Origin of the sequence: Haloferax marisrubri (assembly GCF_001469875.2) — an archaeon.
GTDB lineage: Archaea > Halobacteriota > Halobacteria > Halobacteriales > Haloferacaceae > Haloferax > Haloferax marisrubri.
The window spans coordinates 619,637-643,327 of record NZ_LOPW02000010.1; the positions used below are offsets into that span (position 1 = coordinate 619,637).

Here is a 23,691-nt window from a genome sequence, read left to right on the forward strand (position 1 = left end):
CGGCGGCGCGGTCAGTCGAGTTTGCCGAGCGCTTCGAAGAAGTCGGAGGTCGGCCCGGCGAGTCGGACCGGCGAGTCGGACCGCTCGATGTGAACCTCCGTCGGCGGCGACACCGTCCGTCGGGTCCGGCCGTCGCCGACGACGACCGACGACGGCGCGCCGGTGACGGTGACGGTCACCGCGGCATCCAACGGGACGACGAGCGGCGGCATCCCCGCGTCGGCCGCCATCTCGGTGACCACGAGTCCCTCGACGCCCGGGTGGACGAGCGGCCCGCCCTCGCTGAGATTGTAGGCGGAACTGCCCGCGGGGGTCGTGACGAGTACGCCGTCGGCGTGGCCGCCGGAGTACACGGAGCCGTTCACGCGGACGTCCAAGTCCGCGCCGCCGCCGTGACCCCGGCGCGGGCCGTGGACGACGACTTCGTTCATCGACGGGTCCATCTCCCAGCCGTCGCCGCGGGCGACGATACGTGGCACCTCCCGAATCGACTGGCTCCCCTCGCGGAACGCGGCAACCTCGGCCAACACCTCGTCGATGGCGTCGTCGGGAGAGACGGCGTTCAGGAAGCCGACCTCGCCGAGGTTCACGCCGAGGATGGGGACGCCGTCGGCACCGCGGGCGGCGTAGAGGAACGTTCCGTCGCCGCCGATGCTCACCACGAGGTCGCAGTCGTCGAACGACTCGACGGGCACGCCCTCGACGCCCAACTCCTCGGCGGTCGCCGCGTCGACGACCGCCTCGGCGTCGACTTCGGCGAGCGCCTCGCTCGCGTTCGCGGCGAGGGATGCGGCCCGGCTGTTGCCCTTCTGTGCGACGATGCCGACCTTCATGCCCCGCGGTTTGATGTCCCCGGGCAAAAGCCCACCGTCACGCCGCCCGGTCTCGGTTCGCCTCGACGCCGCGCGGTAGCTCCGCGCACGGGAAACGTTCATCACGACGCCTGCCCACCATGAGGTGATGGCAGGCACGGACGCCGGCCGCGCTGTCGTTCGGTGGTGGCTCCCGTGAGCGGCGACGACGACTGGTTCGAGCGGGCACTCCGCGAGCGCGACGACAGCGAGACCGACGCAGACGACGCGGACCCGGACGAACGCGAGCAGCGTGACGACGGCGAGACCGACGAGTCGGCGGAAACCGACTCCGAGGCCGGAATCGAGGAACCCGCATCGACGGATACGGACGAAGACGTCGAAGAACCGCTGTCGTTCGGCGGCGACACCCCGTTCGGCGACGGTGAGCGCGAGGACAGCCCGACCGACGGCGACGACGAGGACCCGTTTTCGATGGACTTCGCCACGGCGTTCGAGAACGCACCGATGCCCGACGCGGCCGGCGGCATCGGCGGCGAGTCGTCGGACGGCGACTTCGGGTTCAGCCCCGGACCGGAGGGGTCGGAGCCGACGACGTTCGACGACGAGGAGTTCGACTCCAACATCGACCGCATCGACATCGGCATCGAGGGCCTCGACGACATGATTCTCGGCGGGGTCCCCGAGCGGTCGCTCATGGTCGCCATCGGGAGCGCCGGGACCGGCAAGACGACGTTCGGCTTGCAGTTCCTCCGGAAGGCGCTCGAAGACGGCGACAGCGGCGTCTACATCACGCTCGAAGAGAGCCGCGAGCGCATCCTCGACACCGCCGACGAGAAGGGCTGGGACTTTTCGAAACACGAGGCGGAGGGTCGACTGGCCGTCGTAGACCTCGACCCCGTGGAGATGGCGAACAGCCTGTCGAGCATCCGCAACGACCTCCCGCGACTGGTCGAGGAGTTCGGTGCGGACCGACTCGTCCTCGACTCCGTCTCGCTTCTGGAGATGATGTACGACCACCCCTCGAAGCGCCGCAGCGAGGTGTTCAACTTCACGCGGTCGCTGAAAGACGCCGGCGTGACGACGATGCTCACCTCCGAGGCGGACCAGTCCACCCCCTACGTCTCCCGGCACGGCATCGTCGAATACCTCTCTGACGCCGTGTTCGTCCTCCAGTACGTCCGCGGCGACGACTTCCGGGAGACCCGGCTCGCAATCGAGATTCAGAAGATACGCGACGCCAACCACTCCCGCGAGACCAAGCCCTACGAACTCACGAACGAGGGCATCAGCGTCTACCAGCAGGCGAATATTTTCTAGGGCCCTCCGTGAGCGTCAGACTCCTCACCTCACCTCACCTCACCTCACCTCACCTCACCTCACCTCACCTCACCTCACCTCACCTCACCTCACCTCACCTCTCCCGACCTCTCCGACGGCCTCGCGCTCCGAGTTACGGGGAAGTGCGATAACGTACTTGACAGCGAGCGCCGCGGCGACGAGCGCGGGAAGGACGGTGAACGCGATGGAGACGAGCGACACGGTGACGGCACCGCCGGTGGCGAGGAGGACCGTCCCGAGCGTGAGCGTCGGTGCGAGAATCGCACCGAACACGACGCCGACGCCGGCGAGGACGTACCCCCACGGACGACCCTGCCAGAGCCAGAGACTTGACAGCCCGAGACCGGGAACGACGACGCTGAGGTCGATGAAGTGAGACGCCATGGCCTGCGGGCCGACCTCCTCGACGAGGCGCGGCGTCGTCCCCGTGAGCGTCGCCGGGACGAGTTCGGAGAGCCACAGAAACGCCAGTCCCGTCGCGACGAGCAGTAAGAATCCGGCGTAGACTCGTTCCGGGAGGCTCCCGACGAGCGGTTCGGCCACCTCGTCGGCGTCCGTCGTCACGACGCCGCCGACGAAGGTGAAAAGCGAGAGGCAAAACAGGGCGACGTACCCGAGGAAGAACTGGTTGAACGCGACTTGTAGCCCGACCGACGCCCACATGTAGGTCATGTAGGCGAGCGCGCCGAGCCAGACGAACCGGCCGCGGTGCGACCCCTGAACCGCAAGCCAGAGGCCGATTGCCAAGGCGGGAACGCCGACCACGAGCATCGTCACGTCCTGTGCGAACAACTGCGGGCGGAACGCCGGGGCGTCGAGATAGTGTCCGGGCCGGAACAGTCCGAGGAGGGACGCGACGACCGACAGGACGCCGACGCTACTCGTCGTGACGACCTGCCAGCGTCGAATGCGGGTTCTCATCTCCGAGTCACCAGAGACAGATACGGGAGGAACCGGAATAGTCGAGTTTGTCGTTCCTCACGGGGCGAGAATCGGCGCGCGTGAGGGACGCCTCCACGGAGCGTAAGCGGCGGGAAAAGCGGGGAGCAGTTGGTGCAGCGTGTCAGCGCGTCCGATTCAGTCGTCGGCGGGCGTCGCGGTGACCGCTCGCTCCGGCGCGAACTCCTCGAAGTGGACGACTTCGTCGACGGGGCGGCGGTACTTGCGCTCCGCCTGCAACTCGTCGGCGTCCTCGGCGGGGATGCCCATCGTCAGGAGCATCACGGGTTCGTACTGCTCGCCGTCGATGTCGAACGCGTCGAGGACGGCGTCGGTGTCGAAGCCGCCGATGGGACAGGTGGCCACGCCCTCGTCCCACGCGGCGTACATGAGCGACATGGCGACGAGCGACGTCGAGCGGACGGTCCAGACGCGGCGCTCCTGTTCGGGGAGGTCGGCCATGCCGGCGATGTTCTCGAGGATGCCGTCGCGGACCTCCTCGTTCGGCAGGTAGCCCTTCCCCAGCATGTCGCCGGTGACGGTCTCGGCGTGGGCCTCGGGGTCCTTGTTGCCGAGCACGATGACCGACGCGGCGGCACCGGTGACGTGTTCCTGGTCGTAGGCCGCCTCGCGGAGCGCCTGCTGTGTCTCGTCTTCGCGCAGCACGACGAACTCCCACGGCTGGAGGTTGTAGCTCGACGGGGCCTGCACGGCGTTTTCGAATATCGTCTGGAGGGTCTCGTCGTCGAGCGACTCGTCGGCGTAGTCGTGGACCGAGCGACGGGTCGTCGCGACCGCTGTGAATTCCATCGGTTCCCGCGAGGGACGGCACGGAAATATGACGTTGCAATCCGGGTGAATCGGCCGATTCCGGTGTGCTCGCAGCACTCATAGCATCGATTCTATCAGGTTACACTCGTGTTACTGGCGCGGCCGAAGCGACGCCATGAGATAACGCTATCTCGAATGTTAGCGTTTATCTAGCATGGTGGCCGCAGTAGACTCCGACCCGGCTGACTTCGACCCCGACGAGTTTCGTGACCTCGGCTATCGGACGGTCGACATCATCGCGGAGTACTTCGAACACGTGGACGAACTGCCGGTCTTCCCGGCCAAACCGCAATCAGTAGTCGAAGCGACGTTCGACGAACCGCTGCCGGAGACCGGGCAGCGCCAACAGGACATTCTAGACGAGTGGCCCGAGCGGATACTCCCGAACTCGACGCACGTGGGGTCACCGCGGTACTTCGGATACGTCATGGGTTCCGGGACGACGATGGGCGTTCTCGCAGACGCGCTCGCCGCCTCGGTCAACATGAACGTCGGCGGATGGAAACCGGCGCCGGCGGCGACCGAAATCGAGCGACAGACTATCGAGTGGGTCGCCAAGATGGTCGGCTATCCAGCGGACTGCGGGGGGATGTTCACGAGCGGTGGGACGATGGCGAATCTGACGGCGATTCTCACCGCTCTCCGTTCGACGGCGGGGTACGATACGAAATCCCGCGGCCTCCAATCCGATGACCACTCCGGCCAGTTCACCATCTACATGGCCGACCACGAGGGACACTCCTCCGTCTTCCGAGTTGCGGAAATCCTCGGTCTCGGCGCGGACGCGGTTCGACTCGTCCCGAGTCACGACGATTTCACGATGGACGTCGACGCCCTCGTCGAACGACTCGACCGTGACGAGGCCGACGGCGACGTCCCGTTCTGCGTCGTCGCGCAGGTCGGGTCCATCAACGTCGGCGCAATCGACCCGCTGGAGGCGATTGCTGACGTCTGCGAAGCACGCGGTATCTGGTTCCACGCCGACGGTGCGTGCGGTGCAGTCGGCGCGATTCTCCCCGAGAAGCGCCCGCAGTACGCCGGGTTGGACCGCGCGGACTCCGTCACGTTGGACCCGCACAAGTGGCTGTCCGTCCCCTACGAGTGCGGGTGCGTCCTCGTGCGCGACCCCTCGGCGATGGCACGGTCGTTCGCGATGCACGCCTCCTACTTGGAGGGAACGGAGCGGACCCCCTACGAGGGACTGGATTACTACGAACTCGGCCCGCAGATGTCGCGGGGGTTCCGGGCGCTGAAAGTCTGGATGAGTCTGAAACACCTCGGCGTCGAGGGGTATCGGACGCGCCTCTCTCGGGCCGTCCGGTGCACGGAACATCTCGACGCCAGAGTCCGCGACGCCGACGACTTCGTCGCGCTCCACGAACCGAACCTCTACCTGTACTCGTTCCAGTACGCCCCGCCGGACCTCCGGGCGGCCGCCGCGGCCGATGCGAACGTTCGCGAAACGGTCGACGACTATCTCGACGCGCTCAACCAGCGAATCGCGGACGAAATCCAACTCAGCGACGTCGCGTTCGTCATGACGACGTCGATATACGACAGGACGGTGCTGCGACTTTCCGTCTGTAGTCACCGGACCACGACCGACGACATCGACCAGACGTTCGAGACGCTTCGCGACATCGGTGAACGAGAAGACGCGACGCTTCGCGAGGCCTTCGGGGTGGCGGTGTAACCGGGTTCCGGTGGACCTTCCGCCCTCGAACCGCTCCGAACCTACCTGACGATGGTCACGGGCACGGGCGAGCGGCGGAGGACCTCCTCGGCGACGCTCCCCAGCAGGATGCGCGAGACGCCGGTCCGCCCGTGGCTCCCCATCACGACGTGGTCGTAGTCGGCGTCGTCGCCGTTCAGCACCTCGACGATGAGTTTCTGCGGGCTGCCGACCTCGATGCGGTCGGTGACCGGCCTGTCGGTGTCGACGAGTCCGACCTCGGCTTTCACCTCGGCGAACGTCTCTCTCGCCTCCCGTTTCTCCTCTTGGAACCACTCCTCGGAGCCGCTGAGCGCCCGTTCTCGATAGTCGGCGTCGGCGGGGTTGATGACGTTCAAAAGCGTGAGTTCCGCGTCGGGCCACTCCGTCGCGGCGAAGCGGACCGCGGCGACTGACTGCGGCGACCCGTCAATCGGAACGAGCACGTGTTCGGCCATGTCGCGGCCTACTCGGTCGCGGGCTAAAAACCCGCCCGGCGACCGGCGGACCGCCCCGCGAGGCTCAGTCGCCGTGTCGCGTCACGCAGGTCGAAAGCCCCGTCAGTTCGACGGGTTCGGAGTTGTCGGGCGAGTAGACGACCATCTGCCCCTTCTCCATGTACGGCACTTTGTCTTCGAGGTTCGGCGGGATGTTGACGCTCTTGATGGCGTCCTCGTCGCCGAGGTTGAGCACCACCTTCGTGTTCACCTGCTTGAACACCGAGCCGTCGATGTCCTGCGGGTCCTGCGTGATGAGGAACAGCCCGAGGCGCTCCTTTCGGCCCTGCTTCGCTGCCTCGGTGAACTTCTGGACGACCTGCCGCGCCTGTACGGTGTCGGCGTCGGTGAGGAAGTTGTGCGCCTCGTCCATCCCGAGGACGACCGGCGTCTCCTTGATGCGGTCGCTCGCGGGGTCGTTCGAGAGTTTGTCGTCGATGAGTAGCGCCGACACCGCGAGGACGAACAGCTCCTTCGCCCGACTCGACGAGAGATGGTAGGTCGGCACGACCGTCAGCCCGCCGGGGCGGACGAGTTCGTGGTCGAGTTCGGTTATCGGGCGGGCGTCCTGGTCGAACACGCCGCTGGGGACGCCGCGGACCCGGCGTTTCACCGCGTCGAAGGTGGCCTCGTGGACCCGCCCCGACTCGTGGAGTTCCTCTTTCAGCGCCGGGTCGTCGAGGAAGGTCAGGAACTCCTTGTACGTCCCCGAGTCGCCGTAGTTTCGGAAGAACCGGTTCAGGAGTTCGATGAGCGCCGGGTACTGGTTGTCGTTGAGGCTGCTGCCGGCGACGAGCCACGGGAGGTCCCGCGCCATCGAGAAGGGGATGGTGAACTCCAACTGCTCGGCGCGGTGGTTCGCGCCGGGGTACGACGACCCGGCCATCTTCGGGACGAGCGCGACGGTGTCGTCGTGGCCGCCGTGGGCGACGCCCTCGCGCTCGTAGCGTCGGGCCGTCTCGGCGTCCATGTCCGGGTTGTCGTCGTGCATCTGGGCGTACTCGTCCTGCGGGTCGAACTGGACGACCGCGGCCTGCACCTCGCGGCCGTCGTCCATCTCGTAGCTCCGCTCCTGCGAGAGATACTGCCGCAGGATGTTCTTCGAGGCGTGGGTCTTGCCCGACCCGGTGCCGCCGGCGACGAGCGTGTGGCGGAACACGAGCGGGTCGCCGTCGGTGTAGTCGTCTTTCAGTCGGTAGTCGATGGTGGGCGGCCGGGCCGCGGTCCGGACCTTCTCGCCGCCGACCGAGAGGTGGCCGAGGAAGACGCCCTCCTCGGGAATCTTCAGGCCGGTCTTAATCTGGGTCGCGTCGGTGGCCTCGCCGACCGTCGCCTGCGGTTTCGGCACGCGGTCGACCATCCGGCGCTTGAGTTCGCCGCGGTCGGAAAACAGGACGGCGATGGGTTCGAGTTCGGCCATGAACTTGAAATCGCGCTCCTCGAACTCGTCTGCGGGGCGGCGCATCGCCCGGCGGGCGTGAATCTCCGTCGCGTCGTCGGCCTGAAACTCCTGGGCGTACTCCAGGCCGACGATGCGGCAGAACAGCAGTTCGTCGTCCGGGTAGGGGACGATGAGGTACTTCCCGAGGCGGACGCGCTCGCGGTTGCCCGCGGTCACGAACGCCCGGAGCGCCGTCCGTTCCGGGTCCTCCGACACGCGGAGCCCCTGCGAGACCGCAATCGCGCCGACGCCCCGCTCGTCGCCGACGGGGTCGGCGTCGTACTCGTCGAACTGCAGGTCGTCCGCGTCGTCGGTCGCGCCGGTCGCATCGGTCGAATCGCCGCCGTCGCGGTCGTCGCGGTCGGCATCGACGCCGTCACCGTCGGCCGAGCTCGCGGCGCTCGCGCTCTCGGTTTCCGAGACGGGTTCGGAACGCGCGGAGCGCCCGTTCCCGGCGGCGGTCCCCGCCTGCTCGTCTCGACCCGCGTCGGACGAGTCGTCGGAGTCGTCGCCGGCGAAGTCGCTGAAATCCCCCAGGTCGGTCATGTTCCAACGCTTGCGGGCGGCAAGTAAAAAGCCACGCGTCGGCGACGGCGCTCGGTCCCGTGTCGGTCGGTCCCGTATCCCGCGGTTTCGGGCCGTCGCGTACGACTTTTCCGTGTCGCGCCCCTAGCCCGGCTATGTTATTGGTCCGCGGTCACGGCGGCGGCACGGCACTCACCGGTACGATATTCGAACGGGGGGAGCAAGCGCCGACCTACCGCGGCGCGCCGGACGAGGACGCGCCGTACGTCTGGGTCTGCGACGAGTTCTACGAGGTCGAAAGCGGCGGCTCGGAGACCGAAATCGACGGGCGGACGATTCGCGTCGCCTTCGACACGCCGCTTCCCCGCGGCTTCGACACCCGCGAGCAGGCGCTGTCGGCGGCGAAAGAACACGTCAGGACGCAGTTCGCTCGGGTCGGCGTCCCCGCCGACGACGTGCGGGTCGAGGTCGTCAGGCCCGAAGAGGAGGGAACGCCGGAGGACGAACAGCCCGACGCGGCGGGCCGCTCCGCCGACGAGGGCTCTCCCGAGGGCGACACGTCGCTCTGAGGCGGGTAGTCGGCTCGCTTTGCGCCCTCCAGCGGGACGGCCTCACTCGTCGGCGTCGACCCAGCGGATGTTGTCGTAGCTCTTCATCGGGTCCGAATCGAGCTTCTCCGAGAGCTTGCGCCTGAGCGCGGCCTTCTCGCCGAGGCTCACCCGCGCGAGTTCGTCCGCCTTCTCGACCGCCAGCGGCGGCCCGCGCGTGGCGGCCACGTCGCGGACGACGTGGTGCATCAGGTCGGCGCGGCGGTCCGGGTCCTTCGTGAACGCGTAGGGCGCTTCGACCCGGTAGCACACGTCGGTTCGGGGGTCGTACAGCACGAAGAACGTCACCGTGTACGCCTCGGGGTCGAGCGTTCGCTCGATGCCGAACGCCTCGCCTTCGGCGCTCAGTTGGCGGTCCGACCCGCCGCGCGAGGCGAACCAGCTCGTGAACGTGAGCTCCTCGGTGCGGCGCTCGTCGCCGTCGGGGCCTTCGCGGCGTTCGAGCAGGTTGACGAAGAAGGCGGCGTCGTCGACCCACGGCCGCCTGCCGGCATCGCTCCCGTCGAGCTGTTTCCTGACCGTGCGGACGACGTGTTTCGCGCCGGGGTTCTTCACGAAGCCGGCGAGGGGGACGTCCCGCTCGACGAAGCGCTCGACGAGGCGGATGTAGTTCTCCACGACGGCCTTCGGCTTCGCGTCGCGCGCGAGGTCCTTCAGTTCGGCGTCGCGGTCGCGCCAGTTCAGGAGTTCCTTCGGGTACACCGGCCCGTCGAGGATGAGGAGGTCGGAGACGGCGTCGGCGTGTTCGAGCGCGTGGGCGCTCTCGGCGAGGTAGAGCGCGAGCGCGTGGACGACGCCCTCGGCGTAGCGATTGACCCGGGGGACGCTCAGCACGCGCCGTCGGCCGTAGCCCTCGTCGGACCGGAGCCACTCGTCGGTGTCGAAGAAGGGGACCGGGTCGTGGGTGTGTGCCGCCATGACGATAGAGCGGTGGCGGTGGAGGTCGAGGTCGGACGGCTCGGACGCCATCGCGGCGTGAGCCACGTCGAGGACGAGCCCGTTTTTGAACGTCGTCGGGTTGATGGTCCCCGAGTCGAGGCCGTGGACGGTCGGAAACGGCGACTCCGTGAGCGCCACGTCGTCGATATCGGCGGCGTGGAGCTGTTTTTCGCCGAGCGGCTCGACGATTGGGAGTCCCCCGTCGGGCGATTCGAGGGGGTCGAGCCACGACTCCCAGACCGTCCGCGCGAGGTCGTCGTAGTCGGCGTCGTCGACCGAGTCCGCGATGGTGCTCGCCATGGACGCGATGTCGTCCACGTGGACGGGGTCGAGGGTCATATCTCGGCGTCGTCGCCGACGGGTATAGTGGTTGTCGTCGTCGGTAGGGGTCGTTTGGACTGGCCCGCGGCGAGTCAGCACGGCACGGGTCGCCCCCTCGACAGGTCCCGGCACGCTCATACCGCTCCGTTGCCAACGCTTCACCGACGATGTCTGTCAGCGCGGTCGGGTTCGACCTCGACTACACACTCGCCGTCCCGACGCGGGACCGCGAGACGATTCTCTCGGAGGCGGCGGCGGCGGCGGGCGCGCCCCCGCTGACCCGAGAGGCGTATCTCCGGGCACACCAAGAGAACCTCACGCGCGAGACCCGCGCGCCCATCTTCGAGACGCTCCTCGACGAGCACGGCTCTCCCGTCGACCCGGAGCGCGTCGCGACGGCGTACAGAGAACGAATCACCGACGCGGTCGTCCCCGTCGAGGGCGTCGAGGCGATGCTCGCCGGCCTGCGGACGACCTACCGCGTCGGCCTCCTCACCAACGGGCCGGTCGTGGCCCAGGAGGCGAAAATCGACAAACTCGGGTGGCGCGACCACTTCGACACGGCCCTCGTGACCGGGGCGCTCCCCGCCGGAAAGCCCGACGAGCGGGCGTTCCGCGCCCTCCTCGACGACCTCGGGACCGAACCCGAGGAGACCGTCTACGTCGGCGACAGCGTCCACCACGACATCGCCGGCGCGCACGACGCCGGGATGCTCCCGGTGCAGGTGCTCGGCGAGGGCTGTGACGACCCCGACCCGCGGGCGGTCGCCCACATCCACCACGACGACCTGCCGACGGCGCTTCCTGAACTCGTCGCGGACCTCTGAACCGGTCGCGCGACGAGCGTCTATTCTTCGTCTTCGTCTCGGTCTCCGGCGTCGAGCGCCGCGACCAGCGCGCGGAACGCCGGGAGCGTCCACTTCACCTGCGCGCCGTCCTCGACGAACACGAGCGTCCGCGGCGGGCGGACCGCCTTCGGGCGCACGCGAAGGCCCTCCTCGGACGCGGCCTCGGCGGTCACGTCGGGGTGGGCGATGAACTCGACGCGGGCGCGGTCCGGTTGGACGTACACCTCGGCGACGCGTTCGCCCTCGGCGGCGACCGCGTAGGCGAACGCGCCGTCGTCGGTCGGTTCCACGTCGGGGTCGGAATCGACGACGGAGAGAACCGAAAAGGCGTCCTCGTGGCCCGTGACCTCCGAGGCGAGCAGTTGGGCGATGCGTGTCCCGTCGGAGAGCGAATCGACGACCATGCCGGGCGTTCGCGCCCGGACGGTTTCGGGGTGTCGCTTCGCGGTGGGGAGAGGGCGAGCGCAGAAAAACGGGACGGCGCTACTCGGCCAGCGACCGCTTGGCTTTCTCGGCCGCGTCGTCCACGTTCACGTCGTTCGCGCGCGCGAAGAGGACCGCGGCGGCCTCGGCGGTGACGCCGAGGCGCGACTGTCGCTCGTTGATGCCGGCGACGGCGGCCTGTTTTTCGATGCCGGCGGCGACGCAGGCGTCGAGAATCTGCTCGAACGCCGACTGCTCGCGGAGGACGGAGGCGTCGGGTTCGAACTCCTCGGGAATCTGTACGCCGGCGGGGTCGAACGTCGCGACGACCTCGCCGTCGTCGCGTTCGACGAGGCCGCGGCCCGCCGCGAGATCGATGAGGCGCTTCGCCTGGTCCGGGGAGAACCAGTCGCGGTCGAGCGACAGGGCGACGACGAACTCGCCCTCGCCAAGGCGGGTCGAGCCGTGTTGCCGGAAGGGGACGGCGACGGTAACGTCGAGACTCATCGGTTCGACGGCGGGCGCGGGCGAACTAAACGGTTTGCGTTGCCATCGCGCCCGAGAGACGTGGTGGCACCCGTCTCCGCCGAGCACCGATTCGAGCGATTCAAGTAGTCACCGAGGTTTTTACCCCGTATGAAGGACCAAGGACGCTCCAAGCGGAAGCGGACCGGCGGTCGGCGCAAGCCGTCCCGAAACAAGAAGCGATACCAGCTGGGCCGCGAACCCGCCGCCACGACGGTCGGCGAGCCCCGGTTCCAGATCATCGACTCCCGCGGTAACAACGAGAAGCTCCGCGCGCTCTCGACGAACGTCGCGCAGGTCGCCGACGGTGCCGACGTGACGCAGGCCGACATCGAAGGCGTCGTCGACAACCCGTCGAACGTCAACTACGCCCGCCGGAACATCATCACGAAGGGCTCCATCATCGACACGAGCGCCGGCCGCGCCCGCGTCACCTCCCGCCCCGGTCAGGACGGACAGGTCAACGCCGTCGTCGTCGACGAAGAGTAAGTTTCTCTCCCCGCGTCGTCGTTTCGGCGCGGTCCGACTGTTTTACCCCGGTGACCCCCGTGGCCGTCGCTCGCGGACGTGGTTCGGTCGAAGCCGAAGTTGAAAACGAGACTGGACGATACTGAATCGAACCGTGCAGACGAATCGACGCCCGAGCGGCCGGTCAGGGCGTCGGCGCGGCCTTCTGGAGCGCCGTCTCGGCGATGTTGCCGCCGTAGTCGGCGCTCCGAGAGACGGAGTCCACGATGAGGCCGAGCAGTTGCGCACGCGCTGGGTCGAGGTCCCGGAGGAGTTCGTCGATGCCGCGGGCGCTGGTGTCGATGGCCTGGACGGCCTCGCGGGACTCGTTTGCGAGGCGGCTCGCCTCGTCGCTCTCCTCGGCGAACAGCGCGTCCATACCGCCGTTGACGACGCTTTCGGCCTCCGTGAACAGCTCCTGAATCGCCTCGACGATTTCGTCGTCGACGGGCTCCTCGAAGTTCAACGAGAGGTGGGCGATTTTGGTCGCGTGGTCGCCGATGCGTTCCAGTTGCCGGGCGGCGGACTGGTAGTCGAAGCAGATTTCGCGGGGCAGGCCGAGTTCCTCGGCGGCCTTCGGGGTCCGGAGAGTCGCCCGGAAGATGCGGGAGACGACCATCCAGAGGCGGTCGACGTCGTCGTCGCGCTGGATGACGTCGCGGGCCATGTCGTCGTCCTGCTCGGCGATGGCCGCGATGGCGTCTTCGAGCATCGAAAGCGAGATGAGTCGCATCCGGGTGACCGCGTTGTGGATGGAGAGTTCGGAGGAGTCGAGCAGGTCGCGGATGACGACCCGGTCGCGCGTCTCTTCGAGCACTTCGAGGCCGACGAGGCTCTGGGTCGCCTCGCGGATGGTCCGGCGCTGGTCGGTCGTGATGCGCGAACTCTCCAGCGCGATGATGTCGAACCCGCTCACGTACATCGTCATGACGGCGCGCGTGAGTTCGTCGCCTTCGAGGGTCGCGATGTCGAGGGTGCCCTCGGTGCGTTCTTCTTCCGAGCGGGGCGTCAAGAACAGCGAGTCGCCCTCCGGATAGAACTCGACTTCGCTTCCCGCCGAGACGCCGTTGTCTGTCGCCCAGTCTTTGGGAATCGAGACGGTGTAGGTGGAACCACCCGTCACCTGCACCTTTCGGGTTTCGACCATGTCCGTGGGTGGTTCTCAATGCACAATAAAACTGTCTATCTCTATATATCGAAGGCCGGTTTTATGTGATGGGTGCGGCCGAACGTGGTTCATGCCGATTCGGACGCGAAACGACACTCACTCAGTAGTCGTTTTTCGCCGTGTCTGTCGGCCCGAGTGCCCCGAATTTCCTGACACGTCGGAGAAAGTTCGCGCACGAGGCGGCCGTGAATGGGACAATCGGCTGTTTTCGTCGATTTTGCTCCATTCTTGTCACACGTTAGCATTCGTTGAGGACATACCGGAACGTACCACTATATAGTCGTCATAGCAGGGTATTTACGCAAAAATCGGTTCCTCAAAATCGATGACGCGTAACTCGGACAGCGTTCTTTCGCGGCGTAAGTTCCTGATTGCCTCGGGTGCGGCCGGCCTCGCGGGACTCGCCGGGTGCACGGAGAACAACACCGACGGTGAGGGCGGCTCCGGCGGCGACTCCGAGGGAACGGACTCGTCGGGCGACGGGAGCAACGAACTCTCCGGAACCATCGACATCGCCGGCTCCTCGACGGTGTTCCCGCTTGCGACCGCGATGGGCGAGCGCTTCCAGACCGAGCACTCCGAGGTCAACATCAACCTCCAGTCCACCGGCTCCGGTGGCGGCTTCGCGAACTACTTCTGTACGGGTCAGACCGACTTCAACAACGCCTCCCGCCCCATCAAGGGCGAAGAAGAGACGCAGTGTGAGGACAACGACGTGACCCCCGTCGAACTCAAGGTCGCCACCGACGCGCTGACGGTCATCGTCAACAACGACAACGACTTCCTCGGCGAGGGCCTCACCGTCGAGCAACTCCAGACCATCTTCTCGGCCGAGTCGACGCCGACGACGTGGTCGGACGTCAACTCCGAGTGGCCCGACGAGGAAATCGAGATTTACGGTCCCACCGACGCCTCCGGTACCTACGACTACTTCATCGAGGCCATCATCGGCGAGGAGGGTCCGGGCCACCGCCAGGACTACTCCGCGACCGAGCAGGACCGCACCATCATCCAGGGCGTCCAGGGCTCCGAGTACGCCATCGGCTACATGGGATTCGCGTACTACAGCGAGAGCACCGACGCCGTCCAGGCCGTCCCCATCGAGAACGACGCCGGCGAATTCGTCGAACCGTCGCTCGACACCGCGCTGTCCGGCGAGTACAACCCGCTTTCCCGCCCGCTGTTCACCTACCCCGCCCGCGAGTCGCTCGCGGAGGACCACGTCGCGGAGTTCGCCCGCTACTGGATGGAGAACTCCACCAGTCGCGAAATCGTCGCTGACGAAGTCGGCTACGTCCCGCTCGGCGAAGACGAGCAACAGGAGATGCTCGACACCCTCAACGCGGCCATCGAGGAAGCCAACTAGCCGCTCTCCCGACAGAATCAGCTAACGAAGCGCTTTTTCATACACCACGATTCAATCCAACCAATGAGCACAGATGACCTCGAAACCGACCTCACGCGGAACACGGAGAACGCGCCGCGTGAGCTACTGACGCGGTCGTTCTTCTTCCTGTGCGCGGCGTTGTCCGTCGTGACGACCCTCAGTATCGTCGGACTCCTCATCACGGAGGCGTCCAAGTTCTTCACGCTGACAGCCCCGCTGATGGGAGTAACGGGGGAGACGGCGTCCATCGTCGACTTCCTCACCGGAACCACGTGGCAGATACACAGCCAAGAGTTCGGCGTACTGGCGCTCGTGTCGTCGACGCTGATGGTCACTATCGGGTCGGCCATCATCGCGCTCCCGCTCGGCGTCGCCACCGCGATCTATCTCAGCGAGTACGCGAGCACGCAGGCGCGGTCGGTCCTCAAGCCGGCGCTGGAAATCCTCGCCGGCGTCCCGACCGTCGTCTACGGTTTCTTCGCGCTCATCTACATCACCCCGGCGCTGGAAGTCGTCTTCCCCAGCATCGGGACGTTCAACATGCTGTCTGCGAGCATCGTCGTCGGAATCATGATCATCCCGATGGTCGCCTCTATCAGCGAGGACGCGATGTCCGCCGTCCCCGACGAACTCCGGCAGGCGGGCTACGGCATGGGCGCGACGAAGTTCGACGTGTCCACCGGCATCGTCGTCCCCGCCGCGCTCTCCGGCATCTTCTCCTCGTTCATCCTCGCGCTCTCGCGCGCCATCGGCGAGACGATGGCCGTCACCGTCGCCGCGGGCGCGCAGGCGAAGTTCCTCAACCCGCTGAACCCCGCGTCGTACCTCGAAGGCGCGTTGCCCATGACCGCCGCGATGGTCCAGCTTCTCACCGGTGACATCACCGGCGGCGGGCTGGCCTACCGCAGTCTGTTCGCCATCGGCCTCGTACTCTTCGTCATCACGCTCGTCATGAACGTCATCAGCGACTACGTCTCGCGGCGCTACCGGGAGGCATACTGAGATGGCGACCGACACCGACTCCGGCTACATCGATAGCTTCGGACAGGTCAGCCGAACCACCGGGACCGTCTTCCGGTACCTGCTGTTGGCCGCGACGATGTTCGGCATCGTCACGCTCGCCGTCCTCCTCGTCTACGTCGCCAACGACGCGATTCGCCCGCTCACCGCCGACCTCGGCTGGCATCTCACCTTCTTCCTGACGCTCGTCGTCCCCACGACGGTCGTCGGCGGCTACCTCGCCCGGCGCAACGTGCCGGCGCTCAAACTCGGCGGCATGGTCGTCGGGATGCTCGCCGTGTTCCTGATGTTCAGCGGCGGCGTCGCCATCGTCTTCGTCGATATCATTCCGCCCCTGACCGGCCTCTCGTACGTCGTCGGCCTCCTCGTCCCGGCGGCGCTCGTCGTCGTCCTGACGAAGTACGAACAGCAGATTCCCTTCACGCTCCGGGTCGCCGCGACCGGTGCCGCGTTCATCCTGTCGCTCGTCGGCGTGCCGGGGTACTTCCACAGCATCCCCGAAATTGTCCGCCAACTCCCCGTGGTCCCCGCCGACTGGATGATTCTGACGCTCGTCCTCGGCGGCGTGGCCGCGGTCGTCGTCGGCCAGTACGTCGCCCGCATCCGTGAGAACACCACGGCGGGCCTCGCCGCGGGCGCGTCGGCGCTCCTCTTGACCGGCCTCGCGGCCGTCGTCGGCCCGACGCTCGGCGTCGATGCGAACGCCGCCGCCGTCGTCACGTCCGTCGCGTTCGTCCCGACGCTGGCCTACGCCGGCGGCGCGGCGGTCACCCGCGAACAGGAGCGAATCGGCCTCCTTCTCGCCGCGGCCGTCGTCGTCGGGTCGCTCGTCGGCGCGTTCGCGGTCGACGCGCTCGGCTTCGCCGGCCCGCAGTCGTGGGTCGACTGGCAGTTCCTCACGAGCGCCCACAGCGGAACCGCCGAGAACGCCGGTCTCTACCCGGCTATCGGTGGCTCTATCCTGCTGATGGCGACGGTCGCCGCCCTCTCGTTCCCGCTCGGCGTCGGCGCGGCGGTGTACCTCGAAGAGTACGCCCCCGACAACGCCTTCTCCCGATTCATCGACGTGAACATCTCGAACCTCGCCGGCGTCCCCTCGGTCGTCTACGGCCTGCTCGGACTCGGCGTGTTCGTCACCTATCTCGGCCAGCCGACGGGGACGGTCCTCATCGGCGGCGCGACGCTCGCGCTCCTCATCCTGCCCATCGTCATCATCTCCTCGCGCGAGGCGATTCGGGCCGTGCCCGGCGACATGCGGCAGGCGTCCTACGGCATGGGCGCGACGCGCTGGCAGACCGTCAAGAACGTCGTCCTCCCGGAGGCGTTCCCCGGCATCCTGACCGGGACCATCCTCGCGCTCGGCCGGGCCATCGGCGAGACCGCGCCGCTCATCATGATCGGCGCGCCGAACGTGCTTTTCAACCTGCCGACGGAGCTCACCTCGAAGGTGAGCGCGATGCCCCTGCAGGTGTACGCGTGGTCCAGCCTGTTCGCCAGCGAGGACTTCTACACGAAGGCCGTTCCGGCCGGCGTCGTGGTTCTCTTGGCGGTCCTCCTCGCCATGAACTCCATCGCCATCGTCCTGCGCAACAAGTTCGAAAGTGAAAACTGAATACCACCAATGAGCCAAAGAGACAAAGCACCCGAGGGAGAACAGCAAGCCATGAACGGAACAGAGGACCCGACGAACGACGAGATGCTCGTCGAAACCGACGTGAGCGACGGGCTCTCTGCGTCGGGGAACTCGGTGGGTCGGGAGGCCGAGACCGTCATCAGTTCGGAGAACATCAACGTCTGGTACGGCGACGACCACGCGCTCACCGACATCTCGATGGACATCCCCGAGAACAGCGTGACCGCCATGATCGGTCCCTCCGGCTGCGGGAAGTCCACGTTCCTCCGCTGTATCAACCGGATGAACGACCTCATCGACGTCGCCCGCGTCGAAGGGGGACTCACGCTCCGCGGCAAGAACGTCTACGACGACGACGTCGACCCCGTCGCACTCCGCCGCCGCGTCGGCATGGTGTTCCAGAAGCCGAACCCGTTCCCGAAGAGCATCTACGAGAACGTCGTCTACGGCCTGAAGATTCAGGGCATCGACGCCGACTACGACGAGGTCGTCGAGGAGTCGCTCAAGCGCGCCGCCCTCTGGGACGAGGTGAAAGACCGCCTCCACGAGTCCGGTCTCGACCTCTCCGGCGGCCAACAACAGCGTCTCTGTATCGCCCGCGCCATCGCCACCGACCCCGAGGTGCTGCTCATGGACGAGCCCGCATCGGCGCTCGACCCCGTGGCGACCTCGCAGATCGAAGACCTCGTCGAGGAGCTCGCCGAGGACTACACGGTCGTCATCGTCACCCACAACATGCAGCAGGCCGCGCGTATCTCCGACAAGACCGCCGTCTTCCTCACCGGCGGTGAACTCGTCGAGTTCGACGACACCCAGAAAATCTTCGAGAACCCCGAGAGCCAGCGCGTCGAAGACTACATCACCGGCAAGTTCGGATAGCCCTCGCCGGCGTTCGCGCACCCTCGGCTGCTTCTGTGAGACGCTCGATTCACCGCCCCGGAGCGACGCCAACGCCCCGCCATCGCGCATTCAACACGGTCGTTCGAGACGGACCGCGACTCGACCACCGAAACCATCACAAGGAATTTCACTTCGCCTGTCGGAACGTGACGTATGGCTAGAAACACGTACCAATCTCGCCTCAATCAGCTCGAAGAGGACGTGTTGTATCTCAGCGAACTCACCGCCGAACGGGTCCGGTTCGCTCTCGACGCGCTCGAAGACAAAGACGAGCGGAAGGCACAGGAAGTCATCGAGGGGGACCGCGAAATCAACCGCATCTACCTCGACTTGGAACAGGACTGCATCGACCTGCTCGCGCTCCAACAGCCGGTCGCGGGCGACCTGCGATTCATCGCGGCGTCGTTCAAGATAATCACCGACCTCGAACGCATCGGCGACCTCGCGACCAACCTCGCGCAGTACGCCATCGACGCCGAAAACGACGTGTACGCGGAGGTCGACATCCGCCGCATCGGCGACGCCGCTCTCGATATGGTGGACCAGGCGATGGACGCCTACGAGACCGAAGACACCGACCTCTGTCACTCCGTGGCCGAGCGCGACGACAACCTCGACACGATGTGTGACAACGCCTCCCAGAGCATCGTCCGCGACCTCATGAACGGCGACGACTTCGAGGGCGACGGCGACCTCGAGCCCGAGACCGCCCTCGTCGACGTGCGCCGACTCCTGCTGACGGTGCGCGACCTCGAACGCATCGGCGACCACGCCGTCAACGTCGCGGCGCGGACGCTCTACATGATCGACAACGACGACTCGCTGCTGTTCTGAGCGGGCGTCGGCGCTCGGGTGGCTCGGTCGGCCGCGGGTCGGTCAACGCGGGCCGGACCGAACCCCGGCGTTCTCCGCATTTTCCGAACGGGTCAGGCGGATGTCTGCATGAACAGATACCCGAACATCAGCCCCGCAGTTCCGACAGCCACAGCACTGTAGAGCAGGACGTACTTCAGCGAGTACGCTGACGCGTACCAGACTGCGCCGGCGGCCGCGACGAGCGACATGCCGAGCGTGCCGTATACCACGGGCATCCCCTCCAGCGATAGTCGGTGCGCCAGTAGTGCTTCGGCGATGTGGGGCGCGAGGGCACCAGCGCAGACGACGAGGAACCCGCTGGTGATCCGTCGGTCGATGTGGGTGGACACACAACTGTGCTGACGACGCCCTGAAATATGTTTTCTGGTTGTCATCCTGGGTGTGCGCCCAAATCAAAGCCGCTGGCTGACACAGTTTGCGCAGCGAAAAGACGCGAAGAGCGAAGAGCCGCCCCCGACTTACTGGAAGCCGATGCGGCCGCCGTCGCGGGTGTCGGGCGACAGGCCCTCGCGGGAACCGCCCTTGAACTGGTCTTGGATGTCCTCGTAGTAGCGCATCAGTTCCTCGGTGATGGTCGGCCGGACCGACTCCATCGCCTTGCGGAAGTGGCGCATCTCGATTTCCTCGGCGTCGGAGTCCTCACGGAGCGCCTCGATGGCCGCCTCGCGGCAGATGGATTCGAGGTCGGAGCCGACGTAGCCGTCGGTGATCTCCGCGATTTCGCGGAGGCTCACGTCGGGCGCGAGCGGGCTCTGCTGCGTGTGAATGTCGAGAATCTGCTCGCGGCCCTCCTCTGCGGGCTGGCCGATGAGCACGAGGCGGTCGAACCGGCCCGAGCGGATGAGCGCGGGGTCGATCATGTCCGGGCGGTTGGTCGCCGCGATGACCATGACGTTGCCCGCGTCTTCGAGGCCGTCTAACTCCGTCAGGAGCTGGTTGACGACGCGCTCGGAGACGTTGTTGCCCATGTCGTTGCCGCGGGCCGGGGCGAGCGCGTCAAGCTCGTCGAAGAAGATGATGGTCGGCGAGACCTGCCGCGCCTTGCGGAACGTCTGCCGAATCGCCTTCTCCGACTCGCCGACCCACTTCGAGAGCAGTTGCGGGCCGCGCACCGAGATGAAGTTCGCGTTCGTCTCGTTGGCGACGGCCTTCGCTATCAGGGTCTTGCCCGTGCCGGGCGGCCCGTAGAGGAGCACGCCCTTCGGAGCCTCGATACCCATCCGCTGGAACTTCTCGGGGGTCGTCAGCGGCCACTCGACGCTCTCTTGGACCTTCTGTTTGGGCCCTTCGAGACCGCCCACGTCGTTCCACGTGACCTTCGGAATCTCGACGAGCACCTCGCGCATCGCCGAGGGTTCGACCTCGCCGAGCGCGCCGCCGAAGTCGTCGTTCTTGACGACCATCCGGTCGATGAGGCTCGGCGGGATGTCCTCCCTATCGAGGTCGATTTCGGGGAGGTAGCGCCGCAGCGCCTTCATCGCGGCCTCCTTCGTCAGCGCCTCGATGTCCGCGCCGACGAAGCCGTGGGTGTCGTCGGCGAGGTCGTCGAGGTCCACGTCGTCCGAAAGCGGCATGCCGCGGGTGTGAATCTGGAGGATTTCCTTGCGGCCTTCCTCGTCCGGCACGCCGATTTCGATTTCGCGGTCGAACCGACCGGGACGGCGGAGCGCGGGGTCCACCGAATCGACGCGGTTCGTCGCCGCGATGACGATGACCTGTCCGCGGGCTTCCAGCCCGTCCATCATCGTCAGCAGTTGGGCGACGACCCGGCGTTCGACCTCGCCGGTCACGTCCTCGCGCTTGGGCGCGATGGAGTCGAGCTCGTCGATGAAGATGATGCTCGGCGACTCCTCTTTGGCGTCCTCGAATATCTCCCGGAGCTGTTGTTCGGACTCGCCGTAGTACTTCGAGATGATTTCCGGCCCTGCGATAGAGAAGAAACTCGCCGAGGTCTCGTTGGCGACCGCGCGGGCGAGAAGCGTCTTCCCGGTACCCGGCGGGCCGTGGAGCAACACCCCCTGCGGGGGCTCGATGCCCAGTTTCTTGAATATCTGGGGGTGTTTCATCGGCAGTTCGACCATCTCGCGGACGCGCTGAATCTCGTTGGTCAGGCCGCCGATGTCCTCGTAGGTGATGCCACCGCCGGCCTTCTCGAAGCCGGAGATGGGCTCCTCGCGGAGTTCGACATCAGTGTCCTCGGTGACGAGGACGACGCCCTCCGGCTTCGTCTCGACGGCGATGAGCGGAATCGCCTGTCCGGGCGACCGCATAAACGGGTGGTTCGTACTCGACATCACCGGAACGATGTCGCGTTCGACCACGGGTCGCTTGAGAATCTGCCGTTTGACCATGCCGGCCGCGTCGGACCCGAACTGCACGCTCGCCTCCTCTGGCGGCGCGAGCACGAGTTTGTCGGCCTTCGTGGCCTCTGCCTTGCGGATGGTGACCCGTTCGCCGATGCCCACGTCGGCGTTCTGCCGCGTGAATCCGTCGATTCGGACCGTATCCGTGTTCCAGTCCTGCCGGTCTGCCCGCCACACCTTCGCGGCGGTCGTTTTTCCTCCCTCGATCTCGATGATGTCTCCCGGCGAGAGCTTGAGATGGAGCAAGGTGTCCGGATCAAGACGGGCGATACCGCGCCCCGAGTCGTTCGGGTACGCTTTCGCCACTTCGAGTTGGACTTCGTTCATGATTACCTCGCGGGGATGCTGATACCTGTGAGAGGCCATCGGATAAGTCCTTCCCCGGTCGGCCCGAGGCACCGTCCTCTCGTGGTTACAGCCTAGCACACCGTAGGGCGGGCGGCTACTAATCCCTACCGACTGGACAGGCGTCGGCGCGTCGATGGCTGGCGTTTTTACGCTCGAACACCACGGTTCACGCATGCGACTCCTCGCGTTCGACGGCCGGATGGGTGCCAGCGGCGACATGCTCCTCGGCGCGCTCGTCGCCGCCGGTGCTGACCCGTCCGTCCTCTCGCCCGTCGAAGACGCCCTCGACGTGACCTACCGCGTCCACGAGGTCGAAAAAAACGGCATCCTCGCGACCAAGGTGGACGTGCTCCTCGCGGAGACCGACGGTGGCGACCCCCGCGGCGAGGGTCACGGCGACGACCACCGACGCCTGCGCGCCGACGGCGACGACGGGGGAGACTCCGACGACGGTGGCAACGGCGACGACGCCGAACACAGCAACCAACACCAGTATCACCACCACGACCGCGCTCACGACGAAGCCGGGCACGACCACGACGACGGGCACGGTCATTCGCACGGCGGCGGTGGTGGACACGGTCACTCGCACGACCATCCACACTCACACGACGACCACCACCACCACGACCATCCACACTCACACGACGACGACCACCACCACGACCATTCGCACTCCCACGACGGCCACACCCACGCCGAGGGTCACGGCCCGCACCGGACCTACCCCGAGGTCGTCGAACTCGTCGAGTCGATGGGCCTCCCCGCGGGCGTCGTCGAGGACGCGACGGCCATCTTCCGCGTGCTCGGCGAGGCCGAAGCCGAGGTCCACGGCACGAACCTCGAGGAGACGCACTTCCACGAGGTCGGCGCGGACGACGCCATCGCCGACGTGGTCGGGGTCTGTCTCCTCCTCGACGACCTCGACGTGGACCGCGTCGTCACCGGCCCGGTCGCCGTCGGTGGCGGCGAGGCCGAGATGAGCCACGGAACCTACCCGGTGCCCGCGCCCGCCGTGCTCAACATCACCGCGGCGGCCGACTGGTCGGTCCGCGGGGGTCCCGTCGAGGCCGAACTGCTCACCCCCACGGGCGCGGCCATCCTCGCGCACCTCGCCGAGGGCGTCGAGACGCTCCCGGCGATGTCGGTCGAATCGTCCGGCTACGGGGCCGGCGGCTGGGACTTCCCGGACCACCCAAACGTCCTCCGCGCGGTCGTCGGCGACGGCGGTTCGCGGCTCGTCCGCGACGAGATTACCGTCCTCGAAACGAACCTCGACGACGCCACGCCCGAGGTCCTCGGCGGGCTTCAGGAGACCCTGAAAGACGCCGGCGCGCGCGACGTGGCCATCGTCCCGACGACGATGAAGAAGTCCCGGCCCGGCCACCTCGTCAAGGTCGTCGTCAAGCCCGAAGACGCCGAGCGCGTCGCCTACCGCCTCGCGGTCGAAACGGGCACGCTCGGAATCCGCGAACACGGCGCGGGCCACCGCTGGACCGCCCGCCGCGAGTTCGAGACGGCGACGCTCGATATCGACGGCGAAGCCTACGAGGTGAGCGTCAAGGTCGGAAGCGACGCCGACGGCGTCGTCTACGACCGAAGCGCCGAGTACGACGACGCGCTCGCCGTGGCGAAAGAGACGGGGCTTCCGGTCCGCGAGGTCATGCGCCGCGCCGTCGACGCGGTGTCGTCGGACGACGGCGAGTGAGCCACGCCGTCCCCGCCGAC

The 23,691-nt window shown here is 66.9% G+C and carries 22 protein-coding genes; 11 read left to right on the forward strand and 11 right to left on the reverse strand.

The features are described 5' to 3' along the window. Positions 1-11: 11 nt before the first annotated feature. Positions 12-833, reverse strand: a complete 822-nt coding sequence (locus tag AUR65_RS10175; RefSeq protein ID WP_058566788.1) for an NAD(+)/NADH kinase — start codon at positions 831-833, stop codon at positions 12-14. A 174-nt stretch (positions 834-1,007) separates the two neighbouring features. Here AUR65_RS10175 and AUR65_RS10180 point away from each other — a divergent pair, with 174 nt between their 5' ends. Next, complete coding sequence (locus AUR65_RS10180; RefSeq protein WP_058566789.1) at positions 1,008-2,132, forward strand: KaiC domain-containing protein; 1,125 nt, start codon at positions 1,008-1,010, stop codon at positions 2,130-2,132. Between the two features lie 84 nt (positions 2,133-2,216). On the opposite strand, the gene AUR65_RS10185 is transcribed toward AUR65_RS10180, so the two are convergent. Both AUR65_RS10185 and AUR65_RS10190 read right to left on the reverse strand, forming a co-directional pair. Further along, the gene (locus tag AUR65_RS10185) at positions 2,217-3,074 is read right to left on the reverse strand and encodes a hypothetical protein (RefSeq protein WP_058566790.1); all 858 of its coding nucleotides are present in this window, start codon (positions 3,072-3,074) and stop codon (positions 2,217-2,219) included. A 156-nt stretch (positions 3,075-3,230) separates the two neighbouring features. Further along, positions 3,231-3,902: a nitroreductase family protein gene (locus AUR65_RS10190; RefSeq protein WP_058566791.1), complete on the reverse strand. Its 672-nt coding sequence runs from the start codon at positions 3,900-3,902 to the stop codon at positions 3,231-3,233. A gap of 175 nt (positions 3,903-4,077) precedes the next feature. On the opposite strand from AUR65_RS10190, the gene AUR65_RS10195 reads away from it, so the two are divergent. After that, entirely contained in the window at positions 4,078-5,616 is a 1,539-nt protein-coding gene (locus AUR65_RS10195; RefSeq protein ID WP_058566792.1) for a pyridoxal phosphate-dependent decarboxylase family protein, read from the forward strand. 41 nt (positions 5,617-5,657) lie between these two features. On the opposite strand, the gene AUR65_RS10200 is transcribed toward AUR65_RS10195, so the two are convergent. Next, positions 5,658-6,092 (reverse strand): universal stress protein, encoded by a 435-nt coding sequence (locus AUR65_RS10200; RefSeq protein WP_058566793.1) that lies wholly within the window; start codon positions 6,090-6,092, stop codon positions 5,658-5,660. Between the two features lie 64 nt (positions 6,093-6,156). Then, positions 6,157-8,118 carry an ATP-binding protein gene (locus AUR65_RS10205; RefSeq protein ID WP_058566794.1) on the reverse strand — a complete coding sequence of 654 codons (1,962 nt, stop codon included), beginning with the start codon at positions 8,116-8,118 and terminating at the stop codon, positions 6,157-6,159. Positions 8,119-8,252: 134 nt separating this feature from the next. On the opposite strand from AUR65_RS10205, the gene AUR65_RS10210 reads away from it, so the two are divergent. Then, positions 8,253-8,666, forward strand: a complete 414-nt coding sequence (locus AUR65_RS10210; protein ID WP_058566795.1) for a DUF7113 family protein — start codon at positions 8,253-8,255, stop codon at positions 8,664-8,666. 42 nt (positions 8,667-8,708) lie between these two features. Here AUR65_RS10210 and AUR65_RS10215 read toward each other — a convergent pair whose 3' ends face one another. Further along, positions 8,709-9,983, reverse strand: a complete 1,275-nt coding sequence (locus tag AUR65_RS10215; protein WP_058566796.1) for a DNA double-strand break repair nuclease NurA — start codon at positions 9,981-9,983, stop codon at positions 8,709-8,711. 149 nt (positions 9,984-10,132) lie between these two features. Between AUR65_RS10215 and AUR65_RS10220 the strand changes: the two genes are divergently transcribed. Further along, positions 10,133-10,792, forward strand: a complete 660-nt coding sequence (locus AUR65_RS10220; RefSeq protein WP_058566797.1) for an HAD family hydrolase — start codon at positions 10,133-10,135, stop codon at positions 10,790-10,792. A gap of 20 nt (positions 10,793-10,812) precedes the next feature. Here the strand turns inward: AUR65_RS10220 and AUR65_RS10225 are convergent, their stop codons facing one another. Both AUR65_RS10225 and AUR65_RS10230 read right to left on the reverse strand, forming a co-directional pair. Then, positions 10,813-11,217 (reverse strand): hypothetical protein, encoded by a 405-nt coding sequence (locus tag AUR65_RS10225; RefSeq protein WP_058566798.1) that lies wholly within the window; start codon positions 11,215-11,217, stop codon positions 10,813-10,815. A gap of 79 nt (positions 11,218-11,296) precedes the next feature. Then, complete coding sequence (locus AUR65_RS10230; protein WP_058566799.1) at positions 11,297-11,743, reverse strand: DUF2240 family protein; 447 nt, start codon at positions 11,741-11,743, stop codon at positions 11,297-11,299. Positions 11,744-11,872: 129 nt separating this feature from the next. Between AUR65_RS10230 and AUR65_RS10235 the strand changes: the two genes are divergently transcribed. Beyond that, the gene (locus AUR65_RS10235; RefSeq protein ID WP_004969695.1) at positions 11,873-12,250 is read left to right on the forward strand and encodes a 30S ribosomal protein S8e; all 378 of its coding nucleotides are present in this window, start codon (positions 11,873-11,875) and stop codon (positions 12,248-12,250) included. Between the two features lie 163 nt (positions 12,251-12,413). Here AUR65_RS10235 and AUR65_RS10240 read toward each other — a convergent pair whose 3' ends face one another. Next, positions 12,414-13,415: a phosphate uptake regulator PhoU gene (locus tag AUR65_RS10240; RefSeq protein ID WP_058566800.1), complete on the reverse strand. Its 1,002-nt coding sequence runs from the start codon at positions 13,413-13,415 to the stop codon at positions 12,414-12,416. A 346-nt stretch (positions 13,416-13,761) separates the two neighbouring features. Here AUR65_RS10240 and AUR65_RS10245 point away from each other — a divergent pair, with 346 nt between their 5' ends. The 5 genes from AUR65_RS10245 to phoU all read left to right on the forward strand — a co-directional run bounded on the left by AUR65_RS10245 (position 13,762) and on the right by phoU (position 19,210). Beyond that, positions 13,762-14,802 (forward strand): PstS family phosphate ABC transporter substrate-binding protein, encoded by a 1,041-nt coding sequence (locus AUR65_RS10245; RefSeq protein WP_058566801.1) that lies wholly within the window; start codon positions 13,762-13,764, stop codon positions 14,800-14,802. Positions 14,803-14,865: 63 nt separating this feature from the next. Further along, positions 14,866-15,825, forward strand: a complete 960-nt coding sequence (pstC, locus tag AUR65_RS10250; RefSeq protein WP_058566802.1) for a phosphate ABC transporter permease subunit PstC — start codon at positions 14,866-14,868, stop codon at positions 15,823-15,825. 1 nt (position 15,826) lies between these two features. Next, entirely contained in the window at positions 15,827-17,455 is a 1,629-nt protein-coding gene (gene pstA / locus AUR65_RS10255; RefSeq protein WP_058566803.1) for a phosphate ABC transporter permease PstA, read from the forward strand. A gap of 51 nt (positions 17,456-17,506) precedes the next feature. Next, positions 17,507-18,355, forward strand: coding sequence for a phosphate ABC transporter ATP-binding protein PstB (gene pstB / locus AUR65_RS10260; protein ID WP_058566804.1), 849 nt, complete (start codon positions 17,507-17,509; stop codon positions 18,353-18,355). A 174-nt stretch (positions 18,356-18,529) separates the two neighbouring features. Beyond that, entirely contained in the window at positions 18,530-19,210 is a 681-nt protein-coding gene (gene phoU / locus AUR65_RS10265; RefSeq protein ID WP_058566805.1) for a phosphate signaling complex protein PhoU, read from the forward strand. A 92-nt stretch (positions 19,211-19,302) separates the two neighbouring features. Here phoU and AUR65_RS10270 read toward each other — a convergent pair whose 3' ends face one another. Both AUR65_RS10270 and AUR65_RS10275 read right to left on the reverse strand, forming a co-directional pair. Continuing rightward, positions 19,303-19,581, reverse strand: coding sequence for a hypothetical protein (locus tag AUR65_RS10270; RefSeq protein WP_058566806.1), 279 nt, complete (start codon positions 19,579-19,581; stop codon positions 19,303-19,305). A 129-nt stretch (positions 19,582-19,710) separates the two neighbouring features. Continuing rightward, the gene (locus AUR65_RS10275) at positions 19,711-21,942 is read right to left on the reverse strand and encodes a CDC48 family AAA ATPase (RefSeq protein WP_058566807.1); all 2,232 of its coding nucleotides are present in this window, start codon (positions 21,940-21,942) and stop codon (positions 19,711-19,713) included. 193 nt (positions 21,943-22,135) lie between these two features. Here AUR65_RS10275 and larC point away from each other — a divergent pair, with 193 nt between their 5' ends. After that, complete coding sequence (gene larC / locus AUR65_RS10280; RefSeq protein ID WP_058566808.1) at positions 22,136-23,671, forward strand: nickel pincer cofactor biosynthesis protein LarC; 1,536 nt, start codon at positions 22,136-22,138, stop codon at positions 23,669-23,671. Positions 23,672-23,691 lie beyond the last annotated feature (20 nt).